Here is a 13810-nt window from a genome sequence, read left to right as displayed (position 1 = left end):
GCGTGTGCGGAAGGATTCGGCATTTACGAGGCGGTTCAGCGTGAGCGTCGGCATTTTCAGGAGCTGGCCGCGTGATGTTGCAGCGCGCAAGGTCGTGCATTGCCGCGTTGCCGGTGGGAGGTGGCATGTATTTCTGACGTCGCGCGCAGCGACCAGCAAAATTTTCCGCTCGAAACGGCAAGGGCCGAATCGCCGCGTCGGGTTCATTGCGTTCGTAGCAGGCGCCTTCCCGCGCCGCCGCAACCCGGCCGGCGACTACGTAATGCGGGACTTTTTCACGCGCGGCCGTTCTGCACAATGGACTATTGCGCGTGGCCCGCCTGCCGCTGTGCCGGCACGTCACGCATGCCGCGGGAGAACGGATATGGTGTTGATGGCTGTGGGCGGGGGCGGACCGGTGAACGTGCCGCAGCCGCAGAATGACGACGATCCGGCACCGACGAACGGGGCCGGCAGCGCTCCGCCGGCCCAGACGGCGGAACAGCAGGCCCTCGCGGCCGCACAGGCCGAGACGCAGCGCCTGCTGCAGCTCGCGCAGGCCGAAATGGCGGCGCTCAAGCGTCTGCACGACCAGGGCGCGTCGCAGGCCGATCTCGACAACCAGGTGAAGAAGGCCGAAGCCGCATGGGGCTCGGTGCAGGCGGCCGTCGAGAACCAGATGCGCGTCGCGGCCGACGGCGGCGGCGACACGAACAAGGCGATCGCGGGCGTGGCCTCGGATCTGCGCAATGCGTCGCCGAACGATCCGGTGCTCGGCTCGGTGCTCGACGATGCGCAAAAGGCGGTGTCGGCCGAATCCGTGCCCGAGCGGGCGACCAACGTGAAGGCGTTCCAGTTCGCGGTGGCGATGCAGAAGGATCAGGACGCGAACGCCGACGTGCAGCGCTACAACGCGTTGCCGGGCGGCATCCGGCGCGCCGATCCCGACGCCGGCGCGCAATTGCGCCAGGCGGCCACCACGGCCGACACGAACGCCAACGACGCCTACACGGCGCTCACCACCGCGTTGCGCCACGAATACAGCACGTCGGCCGCGACGCTGCGCCTGAACGACGCGAAGGCCGACTATGCGGCGTGGCAGAAGGAGCCCGGCGGATTGCGCCGCGCCGACGAGGCCGACATCACGCAGGCGTTGTCGCAGGCGCAGAGCCAGTACGACAAGGTCGTGACGGGCGGCGACGACACCGCGCTGACCTACGTGACGGCCGACGAGCAGAAGCAGGTCGTCGCGTCCGTGAAGCAGAATCACGACGGCATGTGGTACACCGGCCTCGTCGACGCGCTGGGCGAGGAGAGCCAGCTCAAGCGCACGATCGCGACGATCAATCCCGACGATCCGTCGCTGTCGCCGCAGATGAAACAGCTCGCGCAGTCCGACCCGGTCACGTTCGCGCTGATGCAGGACACGGGTGTGACCGTCGATCCGAACGATCCGAAGCTGTCGTCGCAGGAGAAGCTCCTCGCTCAGCAGAATCCGCTCGCCGAGGCGTTCGTCAAGCTGACGGGTATCAAGGTCGGCACGGACGGCCTGAGCGACGCCGACGCCAACGCACTGAACGCGCAGATCAACCAGGCGGGCGGCGTGTTTGCCTACGCGATGGCGAAGGCTCAGGCGGACAAGAACAACCCCGGTTACCAGAAGATCCAGACGCTGCTTGCGGCGGCGCCCGAGGTGCGGCTGCAGTACACGAAGCAGCAGGTCGCGCGGCTGATGGAGAATCCGGGCAGCAATCCGGGCGCGGCGCTTCAGGTGCTGAAGACCAACATGAACGCGTCGTTCTCGCTGGACGAACGCCAGACGCTGTGGACGCAGGCGGGCCAGCCGCATTTCAACGCGAACTTCATCCATTCGCAGATCGATCCGCTGATGCAGAAGCCCGATTCGCAAGCGACGGACCAGGCCAGCATGCAGGCACGTGTCGACGGCCGGATGAATGCCGACAAGGCCGGCAAGTGGATGCAGGACATCCTCGCCAATGCGCCGCCCGAATTTGCGGGCGTCGTGCTCGATACCGTCGAGAAGGATTTCGGCAACAAGTGGACGCAGTCGAACACGGGCAGGCCGCAGCCATACGGCGATGGCATCGAGTTCTACAAGGGCCTCAGCACGGCGGTCGGGCTCGCCGATCAGCAGCCGACCGCGAGCGGCGTGCCGGTGCATCGCGAGGACGACGTCGCGAGCTGGCTGCTCGACGCCAACGGCAACGCGAAGACGATGATCTATACGTTGCGCGGCGGCGACGCCGGCTACGGGTTCGACGGTGTGCGGCAGGCGCTGTCGTCGGGCGTCGACCCGACGTTGTCGAAGGCGCTGCTGTCGAAGATGCAGAACGACGACCGGTTCCGTTCGGGCTTCGCGAACGACTTCCAGCTGCGTTACGACCAGGGCACGAAGAATGCCCAGGACAAGCAGAACAAGGACACCGCCAACGCCAGCTACAAGCTGTTCCAGGCCGATCCGGACAAGCAGTTGAAGGCGTATTTCGACGACTTCCAGAAGCACTTCGACGACAAGTCCTATACGTTCACCACCGGCTCCAATCAGATGACGAACTTCGTCGGCGCCGGGCTCGGAATTCAGCCGGACGACCCGGGCGTGACGCCGACCGACCGGAACGACGTGCCGTCGATGGCGATGCTCGAGCAACTGATCGTCGGCAACGGGCAGTTGCCGAGCGGCACGGCGGTTAACAGTCAGTCGCTGTACGCGAGGAATTCGGCCGCGACGCAGATGATCCAGACCGTCGTCGATCAGATCCGCAAGGTCGGCGGCGACCACGCGGTCGTGTCGCTGGTGCCGATCTACTACGTGTCGAAAGGGACCGGCACCGCGCCGAGCGCGCTGTTCAAGGTGCAGGTGGAGGGGCATCCGGACCAGTACAAGCTGATCGACGATCGCGGCTGGAAGTACGACTCCGTCGACGACTATCAGCACAACAACGCGCTGTCCGACGACGGCAAGCTGTACGTGCCGAAAAGCCTGACGAACGGTCCGGCATCCGGCGGTTTCTCGCAATACCAGCCGATCGACGCGCACAAGACGGAGTGGTACCAGCACGCCGAACACATCCTCGAAATGGGCGCCGGCATTCTTGCCGCGGCCGGCGGCGTCGTGCTGGTCGCGAGCGGCATCGGGGCGCCGGTCGGCGGCCTGATGCTCGGCGCCGCGTGGACGGCCGTCGGCGCGGGCATGGCCGTCGGCGTGCCTGCCGCGATCGGCGACCTGAAGAACCTGAGCGATCACGGCCAGTCGATCGGCTTCGGCAACGAACAGGCGCGCGGCGACTGGATCAGCCTGATCGGCAGCGGCGCGGGCATCGCCGGCGGCGGGCTCGGCGTGGCGGCGAAGTCGCTCGCGGAGGCATCGTCGCTGTTGCGCACGACGGGGCGGGTCTCCGACCTGTTGACGGTCGCATCGCGCGGCGACGGCGCCGCGGCCGACGTGGCAGGCCTCGGCCGTTTCACGCAGGAAGCCGACGCGTTCCAGTCGCTCGCGCAGACGACGGGCAAGACCGCCGGCGTATTCAATGTCACGGGCGGCGTGATCGGCGGCTACCAGATGGCCGATCAGAGCGTGTCGCTGGTCAAGAACTGGGACGCGATGTCCGATTCCGATCGCGCGCAGCAATTGCTCAACCTCGGCATCGGCATCGCGCAGATGGGGCTCGGCTCGCACACGCTGATGGAGCGGCCGATTCGCGCGATCACGAAGACGCCCGCACCGTCGACGATGTCGCGGCCGGTCGCGATCAACGTCGTCGATACGTTGTACGGCAACGGGCTGGCGAACCAGCGTCTCGCGGTCGGCGAGATCGGCAATCCGTGGCAGCACGCGGAGGAGCAGGCGAACAGCTTCGGCGAACCGATCGACGACGGCGGCGCGGTCGCGCCGGCCGACAAGGGGCTGCGGGCGCGCATCGCGTCGTGGTTTCGCGCGCACCGCATGCAGGGCACGCCGGACGACGCCGCGATCGTGCCGCGGCTCGCGCCCGACGGCGAAGCGACGCCGGCCGTCGCCGATGCGTTGGCTGGCGACGCCGCATCGACGGCCAGGGCCGGCATGCCGGCAAACGGCGCGCATCCGGCGTCCTGGGAGATCCCCGCGCATGTGGCGGCCGATCCGGCGATGCTGAGCGAGGTGGTCGGTGGAATCATCGAGAGCGGCAACCGGCTCGAGGACGTCGAGTACTACGTGTACGCGCTGGAGGACCCGGAAGGTAACGTACGCAACCCCGAGGAAGACGGGCTACCCGCGACCGAAAAGGGCAACATCGTCGACGACCTGAGCGCGGCGCGGGCGGACCAGCGGCGCGCGAACGCGGCCGACGATGCAAAGGCGCGGGCGGCGGTTGCGCCCGACGAAGGCGGCACGATCGGCGTGACGCGCTACACGACGTATCACGACGCGCTGATGGTCGGCGCCGACGGCGTGGCGGGCGGCCGCTACCGGATCGCGCTGGTCGATCACGGGGCGCTCGCCGCGGACGGCTCGGTGCCGCCCGAAGCGGTGGTCGGCCACGTCGGGCTGACCGACGCCGGCGATGCGTTCATGCTGTCGATGAACGATGCGTACGACCGCACGCTGCGTGTCGTATACCCGCGCGGCTTCGATCCGCAGAAGCCGTTGATTCGCTACGAGGGCGGCCGGCGCGTCGACGTGATCAACGCGCCATTCGGCATGCGCGAAACGCAGTGGGCCGCGTATCCGCGCCGCGAAGCCGACCTCGCGATCTATTCGGACAACCCGAGCCAGCCCGAGAACCGGCTGCCGGCGGGCGAGCGGCCGTTGATGCCGGTGCCGCCCGGCTACTTCGCCGTGTACGCGCATGCATGGGCCGACGCCTTCGCGAGCGCGACCGGCAAGGCGATGAGCGCCGAAGACATGGCCGCGCTGATTCGCCAGAGCGGCTGGGACGGCAAGTCGCCGGTCATTCTTTATGCGTGCGGCGCCGGCACGCGCGTGAGTCCGCTCGCGCAATTGCTCGCGAACGTGCTGGGCGTGGACGTGTACGGCGCAAGCGGTTTCGTCGCATGGCGTTCGCCGCGCTATCGGGCCGACGGCAGCCCCGACTCCGGCTATACGGGCGGTATCCTGATCGAGCCCGGCGCGCCCGATCAGGCCGGCGTGCCGGACCATTCGGTCAGCGGCGAACCGCGTACGTACCGGTTCTCGCCGGCGCTGGCGGTCATCGACCAGGGGGCGCATCCGGTCAACTGGAGCAGCGTCGCGCCGCGCCCGGTATCGAACCAGTGGGGCGGCAGCGCCACCACGGGCGATGCGCGCGTGCCGATCGGCGTGTACGTGTGGCGCCTGTTGACGAAGCGCGGCTCGATCATCAATCCGCGCAGCGGCCGGTCGGCCAGCGCGCTCGAGATGACGCACGCGCTGGAAGAGCTGGCGTGGAAAGGCTATACGCCGGGCACGCCGATCGCGCTGGAGGGGCCGCACAGCGGCGCCAATCCCGAGTTGCTGCAGGAATTCGCGGATCTGATCCAGGCGCCGGTATTCGGCCGGCTGGGCGACGACGACGCGGCCGGATGGCGGCGCGCGCTGCCCAATCCGGGCCGCCGGCTTGCGCGCTTCGAGATCGAGCCCGACGTGAACGGGAAGTTCTCGCCGGGCGGCGCGCAGCCGGTCCGGATCAATCCTCTGGAACTGCGGCCCGTGCCGGGTTCCAACGTCGTGAACCTGCTCGGCCACGCGACCGCGCGCCAGTTCCTGAAGGTGTCGGGGTTCGACATCGCCGAGTCGCACGGCACGGCGCCGCGCGACGTGACCCTGGACAGCGCGGCCGCCGTCACGGAAGGCGGCAAGACGATTTCGCCGCGGCAATTCGCGCGCAAGCTGCTCGACGATCCGGCCTATACGGAAGGCAACGGCGTGCTGCTGACGGGCTGCTATCTCGGCGCCGGCGGCTATTCGTTCGCGCAGGAGCTCGCGTACGAACTGCAGGTGCCCGTGATCGCGTCGATCACGTCCAACTCCGTGCGCGGCACCGGTGCGCTGGAACTGCATCCGATCGACGACAAGATCATCTTGCCGGCAAACGATCCCGACGTCGCGACTCGGCTTTATCTGCATCTGCCCGAGGCGCCCGACGCGAGCGATCCGCCGATGGTGTTCGCCCAGCGTGGCGAACCGGCGGCGCGCACGGCCGTGCAGAACGACGCGCCGGTCGAGCCGGTGCATCCGATCGACGCGCAGATCGATCCGGACTCGGACAGCGGCCGACGCGGCGTCGGCGGTCCGCAAGGCGAGGGCGGACGCCAGGGCGTGACGCCGGGGGGGCCCGCGCATCCGCGGCTCGCTCCGGATGCGGAACCCGGCGAACCGCCTGTCTACGAGACGACTCCGCTCGTCGAAGTCGGGCCGGGGCAGATCTTTACGGCGGACGAATGGGCCGCGCGCGTCGAGCAGGTCGCCGAAGCCGAGGCCGACGACGGCCTGTCGGGGAAAACGCAGAAAATCTATCCGAAGACCAGCCGCGTCTATACGGACCGCCGGATCGCCAACGACGGCGTCATCACGACGACGGTTCATGGTCAGTCGGTGCTGCAGCCCGGGTTCGACGACGTGACCGGCGTCGACGCGACGCAACACCCCGAGTTCCTGCGTCCGGCCGATACGCTGCTGATGCCGCACGACGATCCGCTCCATCCGATCGGCGCGCGCGGGCTGATGTCGCCGCCCGGCCATCACGTCGTGTTCGGCCACGGGATATCGGCGGACGCGATGCTGGGCCCCGAAGGCCGTCCGCTCACGCCGGACGAGGTGGCCGAGCGCGTGGCGCCGCATCTCGAACCGGGGCAGGACGTCACGTTGTATTCGTGCTTCGGCGGATCGAACAAGCACGATCCGTTGCGCATCGCGCCCGGGCAAGTACGGGCGGCCAGCACGACCTTCGCGGCGGCGCTCGCGCAGCGCCTGTCCGAGCTGACCGGACGGCCGACATCGGTCTGGGCGCCGCCGGACATCCTGCTCGTCGAGCCCGACGGTTCGACCACGGTACGCGGCACGCGACTGACCGGCCAGGTCGACAAGGATCGTCTGCCGATGCAAAGCTTCCGCGGCGATCCGGCTCGCGCGGGCCGGCCGGCGCTCCCCGCGGGCCGCGACGCGGAGCCGGCCGCGACGACCGCCCGTACCGCGTCGCGTCCGCTCGGCGATCCGCCGCCGCGCCCGACGGTGCCGCGCGTGGCCGATCCGACGTTTGCCGACCCCGACTACGATTTCACCGCGATTCCGGACGACACGTTCGAATCGGTCACGCTCGATCATCCGTTCCGCACCGCGCTGGCCGACCGGCCCGGCGTGATCGGCGACGCGGCGCGCGTGACGCAACCCGGCGGCACGGTGAGCCAGCGCTGGCCGAGCTACTTCCTCGACGGCCCCGAGCCGACCCGCGTGATCGACGGGGTGATGCAGGCGTTCGACGCCGCCGGGCTGACCCACCTGCGCGTGGACTTCGTGACGCGCGACGGCAGCATCGAACTCGGCAGCGGCACCGATTTCGGCGCGCTCGATCCAGAGGACGGCTGGTTCCGGTTCAGCGGCACGGTGCCCGATGCACCGGCTACCGCCGCCACGCACGCGCCGGCACGTTCGGCGGCCGATGCCCGACTCGCGTTGCCGGAAGGCGCGCGGACGGTCGCGCACGGCGATCTCGGGCAGGCAATCGATGCCGCGCATACCGGCCCACGGAACCACGCCTACGTGCAAACCGACGCGTTGCCGGACGGCACCGCGTTCGCACGGGGCGACCTGACGCCGCAGGAGCGCGTCGCGGCCAGCGCAGCCGCGAACCTCGCCGCGGTCGAGGGCGCGGCACCGACCGACGTGGTGCTGCTGTCGGCGCTCGGCCACGATACGGCTCGCGCGCTGCGCATCACCACGCCCGATGGCGGCGAACTGGTCAAGCCGGCCGGCGTCGACATGTACGTCGTGCGTACCCGCGACGCGGCGACCGGCGAGGTGTCGTACCGGCTCGTCGGCATCGATCGCTCGGGCTTGCCGGAAGGCTATACGGCCGTCCACGCGGGCGGCATGCGTGCGGTCGGGGCGACCGACGGCCGCCCGACCTGGCCGACGATCGGCCACGCGGGGCCGGCGGCCGGCCGCCTTGCGGGTACGGCCGGCGAATCGTCCGGCGAATCGTCCGGCGCGGCGGCGCCTGCCGCCGTATCCGGTCATGCGAACCCGCCGGCCGTGCCGGAGGGCGCCGCGGTGGCCGAAGCGAGCGATCCGCAGGCCATTGCCGCGACGTGGCTCGACAGCCTCGGCCGGCGCACGCTCACGCGCGTCGACGGCCGGCGCGCGCCGACGCTCGACGGGTTGGGGCGCCAGCTCGGCCCGAACGCGCACGTGCTGATCACCGCGCATACCGACGCGCCCGCCGCCGACGCCGAACACGCGGCGCCGGCGTTCGTCGCGGTGCTCGAGACCGACGAGCACGGCGCGCTCGGCCCCGTGCGGATGCTGGACGGCAAGCGCGTGCCGCGCGCGCTGCGCAAGGCGCTCGTGAAGACCGGCAGCAGCGGGCGCACGGCACGCCGTCAGTTCGATTTCTTCGTGTCGCCGGTCGCGCACGACGAGCTGATGCAGTTCGGCGGCGCATCGAAGATCGAGACGCGGGACGGCAAGTCGTCGTGGTCCGTGACCGCGTCGGGGCATCCGGTCGACACCGCGCTCGCCGCGGACGTGGCGAAACTGCACGACGCACCGGGTTTCAAGCGGCCGCGTCAGGCCGTGCGTGCCGTCGAGGGAGAGCAGCGCTGGATTCACGTGGTCGAAGACGAGACGGGCAAGGTGCTCGGCTACGCGGAGCGCAACACGAACCACGAATGGAAGTACTACGAGAAGGCGCCGCTCGGCGATACCGAGATTCCCGAGCAGGATCTGCGCACGGTGTTCCGGCGACGGCGCAGGGGCGGCATTCCGGTCCTGCGCTCACCGCGACGCGGCATCCGGTTCGTCGTCAGCGACGTCAAGCCGGAAACCGTCGATCGAATCGGCGGCTTCCGGCCGGCGAAGGAAGCCACCGCGGCAGAGAAACCGCCGCACCGTTCGCTCGGCGATCTTTTCCAGTCGAAGGTGCCGCTTCGCCGGCCGCTCACACAGGCGGAGCAGGGGAGTGAAAGCAACACGGCAACGCGGCCGCCGGTCGATCCGCATTTGCTGCCGTCGAGCACATCCGCGCTCAACGCGGTCGATTTCAGCGGCAACAGCGTGCCGCACCTGCTGACCGCGATCCGGAACGGTGCGGTCGACGGCAACCAGCACGTGATCTACGTGTTCAGGACGGACGGCGCCGTGGCCGAGGCGCTCGACGATCCGGTCGGCGTGATCGCCGCGCGCAACGGCGAGATGCGGTGGTTCGACACGGTCCGGCACGCCAACAACCCGAATCATCAGGGCGTGCCGCTCGACGAAATGCCGATCGGCAACGACCGGTTCGGCACGGACGTGCATTTCCTGCTCACGCAACTGCCGCCGCGCGCGTTCATGCGGAGTGCGCGGCCGACGCGTGTCGCGGCGCTCGAGGCGCGCGCGAAGGCGCTGCGCGAGCAGTTGACCGACGCGGAAGCGCGTGGCCAGCATTCGGCGCCGTTCAGGGCGCTCGCGGCCCGGACGCGGCACGGTTACAACGAGGTGCTGAACGACTTGCAGCGCTTGCGGCGCAGCGGCACCGCACCCGCGCCGCTGTCGATCGAGCCGTACCAGCCCGGGCTGTCGTCGTCGACCGTCGTCGCGTTCAACCTGCGCAACGGTGCCGCGAAGACCGAGCACTATTTCGCGACGCACGACCAGATCGAGGCCTACAACAAGCAGGCGCAGCGCGCCGGCAACGTGAATCTCGTGCTGAAGGGCGAGCCGCAGGCCGTGATGGTCGACCCGGGCATGTGGCGCACGCTGCTCAACAAGCTGTATGTCGGGCGCGACGTGTCGACGTCGGCGTCGCGCTTCCTGCCGGTGCCGGGCAAGCTGCGCGCGCGCACCCGGCGCTTGGGCGCGGCCACCGTCGCCGATCAGCGGATCCGGTATTTCTTCACGCGCTCGAGCGAAGCGTTGCAGGACCGCATGGTGCCGATGGCACGTTCGCTGTCGCTGAGCGACGATCCGGCGCTGATGCGCAAGATCGTCGAGCAATACGGCGGTGTGACGCCGGTCGTCACGCTCGTGGTCGATCCGCATCTGCTCGCGGCCGTGCTCGGCAAGGCGCACGATCCGGATTTCCTGCGCGCGGTGAAGGCGCTCGGCGACCAGAAGCACGCCGTGTTCGACGGCGAGAACGGGATGATTCATCCGGCGCCCGGCACGGACGGGACGGCGCTCGCGCTCGATCATCTCGAACATCTGAATCGCTGGCTCGACGAGGCGGCGCGCACCGGCTTCGCGATCCGACTCGAAACGGCGCCGTCGCGCGCGCTCGTGTCCGGCACCGACTACCGGTACCAGTCGGGCACCAACGACGCATACCACGACTACGTGCGCGTCATGACGGCGCTCGAGAAATGGTCGAACGAACATCCCGACACGACCGCGCCCAACGTGATGGTCACGTTCCACGGCTGGGACGCGGTGCCCGAATCGGTGCCGGGCGCAGGGCACGAGAAGCTGTTGCGCGCCGTGCTCGAGCGCGAGGGGCTCGAATGGGTCCACGTCGGGCTGTCGCTCGGCACGCACGGCGCCGACTTCATCGGCAACCAGGACCTGACCGGCGCGCTCGCGAAACTGATCGTCGAGAACCGCGCGCGACCGGAAATCATCGATCGCCTGCACGGTGCCGATGCGCTCACGCGCGTGTTCGAGCGCGTCGACCGGCAGACGCTGGCGAACCAGCATCAGCTGCTGTTCGCGGAGGTCGAGCGGATCGGTGCCGCGCAAGGGATGACGCCCGCCGAAGTGGCCGCGCTGCGCAAGAAGCTCTACGAAGGCAACACGACCGTGTGGCTGAACCAGGCGCGCAAGGCGACGATCGAGCATGCGACCGAACACTGGAAGGGCGACGGCAACGGGCCCGGCAACAAGACGGAGAAGGGCGCGCGCACGTTCGCCGCACGCTGGCTGAAGCAATACGGCGACAGCGTGCCCGACCGCGTGACCACGCGCGCGCAGCCATCCGCCGCGGACCCGGCCGAGCACTGGCGCGCGGTCGTGCGCGATCCCGCGCTGATCAACGATGGCACCAAGCCGATCGGTACAAGCCGGCGGGAGACCGCACAGCTCGCCAAGGTCGAGATTCCCGACGCGAAGCGCGCGCAGGCGGAGCTGCACGCACTGCGCGTGCACGACGAGCCGATCGGCACGACCCGACGCCCGCCGTCGCGACGGCGGATTGCCGGCGAAATGACCACGGCCACGCTGACCGGCGGGACCGCCGCGGGTGCGCTCGTCGCGACGGGCAACGAATTCGTGGGCACCGCGACGAATTCGCTGTACGCCGGCCTGCGGGTCGGTCGCGTGTTCCAGGCGCTGCATCACGGCGCGGTCGCCAGCCTGAAGAACGGCGATCCGCGCGCGTTCGATCGGGCCGTCGACCGCCTCGTGCGCGGGCTGCAGAGGCAACTCAAGGCGAACGGGTTCGACGCCGCCGCGCGCGGCACGCAGCTCGAACAGATTGCACACGAGGGCAAGGCCGCCGCCGCGCAGCTGCGCGCGCTCAACGAGGACGGGACGCTGTCGTTCGACGAAACCGCGACGCACACGCAGGCGATCGCTGCCGACATGCTCGCGCAGATGCAGGGCGTGGTCGGCGGGACGTCGCTGAAACTGCTGCACCACGGCAGCCCGCGGCACTCGGTCGGCCGGGTCGGGCGGCTGCTCGCCCTGGGAGGGTACGGCGGCTCGATCACGATCAACGGCGCCAAGTTCCTCCATGGCGACGGGCTGGCCGGCGGGCAGGCCTTGGGCGGGATCATCAGCGCCATCTCTACCGGCATCGTCTACAAGGGTGGTTCGCGCGGCGTGAATGCGGAGAATCGCAGTCAGCTGGCGCGGATCGCGAGCGCGACCGGCGACTACGTGACATCGGCCGTCGGTCTGGCTAGCGGTATTCACGGCGCAATGGCCGCGCATACGTTCGGCGAGGGGATGACCGGCATGCTCGGTGCAATGTCCGGCGCGCTGCTGGGTGCCGGGCGTCTGCATACGCAATTCCCGAATGCCACGCCGTGGCTCGCGCGCTTGCCGACCGGCATCGCGCTGTTCCCGGTGGCGATCTTCGGGATCATGCAGGGGTACGGCGTGATCTCGGCGTTGACGGGAGCGGACGACAAGAACAAGCATCCTGGTTCCGGTCCGTCGCTGTCGCCGACGCCGACGCCTTCGGGTTCCAGCAGCACGACGCCGACGCCCGGGGCCTCGCTCTCACCGACGCCGGGGGCGACGACGGCGCCGGCGGCTCAGCCGAGTCCGTCCGCGTCATCGACGCCGAATGCGCAGCCGTCGGGGACACCGTCCTCACCCGCGCAGCCGTCGACGGGTTCGCCGAGCCCGACGCCAACACCGCTGACGGTGAACGTCGTCGCCGGCGATTCGTTGTGGACCATTGCGGAAACTCACGAAGGATCGTTGCTTGCCGCCGCTCGCATACCGGCCGACGAACAGCAGCGGATGTCGGACGGTCAGCGGATCAATGTCGCGTTGAACGAGATCCTGCAGCTCAACCGGAATCTGGCGAGCAATCCGGGGGAGATCAATCCGGGGCAGCAGGTGATTGTCGGGTGAAGGGGCGGTTGGAACGCGGGTGGTGTCTTGCCGTCGCACGGCGCATATGCGGTCGCTGTCGACGTGGGAGCCACAAGCCAGCCTCCGTCATCAGATTCCTGACCGTTTCATTGGCGAGCCGGATGTCGTGGGCTTCCCAGCTTCTCGCAAGCCAATGTCGGTCCGAAATCGGCGTAGCGATCGCGGATGATCGACAGCGCACGTTGGGCCAACTCCAAATCCAGTCGCTCGATCTGCCGGACCGTCAGACCTTCAGACGGTCGAGTTCTTGCATGTTCAATGTCACCAGAGCTGTTCGGTACATCGCCAGCTCCATGATCTGACGGGGAGCCGGCAAGCTTACCGAGGCCCAAACGCGACATTTTTATTTAGCGGAAACGCGACATCTGAACTTGGGACCTACACCAAAATTATCGATAATTCACCTTATGTCAAATATTGACCAGCCACACTTGGCGTTAGCTCCTCCGCCCACGGCGAACTGCCTTAAACGCTAATGCAATAGCATCCATGTTGGCATTGCACGCATTGATTCCATTGATCCACCAGTCCATTCCCTCCTTCTCTATAACGCTCTTCTTCAATCGAGAATTCCAGGCAACTCCTTTGGAAAAATATCCAGACAGGTAAAGGTTGATTCGCCAGACAAGCTGTGGGTTGGAATAAATAGTTGCGTCCTCCAAATCCCTCCTGTGACCCGGCAATTCCTGATGTTTGATCCCGTTTCTGTAATAGATCCCAGTCTTCCAGTAAGAAACTTCCTCGAATTCGATTTCCTCTGCAGCCGACTGCCCCGGCGAATACTCTGGATTCCTCGCAAGAATCGGCCACTTGACCTCACCGAAATGACGATTAAAATCGAGTGCGGCATGTACAGGATTGAATAGCCTATTCGAGATCGAAAAATCTCGATTTAAAATTTCCTCCTCGGTTATAGAAAAATCTCGACTAAAATCGCCAAAAACCTCAATCCATGGTGACGGCTCACTGCGGATTATGCGAGCCAAAACAAATCCCCACGCATCACCCGACAGAGCAGGAACGCCAAGAACATCACCCGGATTAATATTTAAAAGAGCCACG

At 68.0% G+C, this 13810-nt stretch carries 2 protein-coding genes and 1 pseudogene; 1 reads left to right on the top strand and 2 read right to left on the bottom strand.

Translation table 11 applies throughout. The annotated features are described in order from the left end of the window. The first annotated feature begins 364 nt into the window (after window positions 1-364). Window positions 365-12727 (top strand): LWXIA domain-containing protein, encoded by a 12363-nt coding sequence (locus WS45_RS14065; RefSeq protein WP_059700423.1) that lies wholly within the window; start codon window positions 365-367, stop codon window positions 12725-12727. Window positions 12728-12776: 49 nt separating this feature from the next. Here the strand turns inward: WS45_RS14065 and WS45_RS36530 are convergent. Together WS45_RS36530 and WS45_RS34955 are read right to left on the bottom strand one after the other, a co-directional pair. Continuing rightward, window positions 12777-13008 (bottom strand): annotated as a pseudogene (locus tag WS45_RS36530) (ISNCY family transposase); the annotation flags it as partial. Between the two features lie 177 nt (window positions 13009-13185). Continuing rightward, entirely contained in the window at window positions 13186-13809 is a 624-nt protein-coding gene (locus tag WS45_RS34955; protein ID WP_156437140.1) for a hypothetical protein, read from the bottom strand. Window position 13810: the final 1 nt, after the last annotated feature.

Origin of the sequence: Burkholderia sp. RF2-non_BP3 (assembly GCF_001522185.1) — a bacterium.
Taxonomy (GTDB): Bacteria; Pseudomonadota; Gammaproteobacteria; order Burkholderiales; family Burkholderiaceae; genus Burkholderia; species Burkholderia diffusa.
The sequence above is the reverse complement of the archived record's forward strand: the minus strand, read 5'-3'. Positions and strand labels throughout refer to the sequence as shown.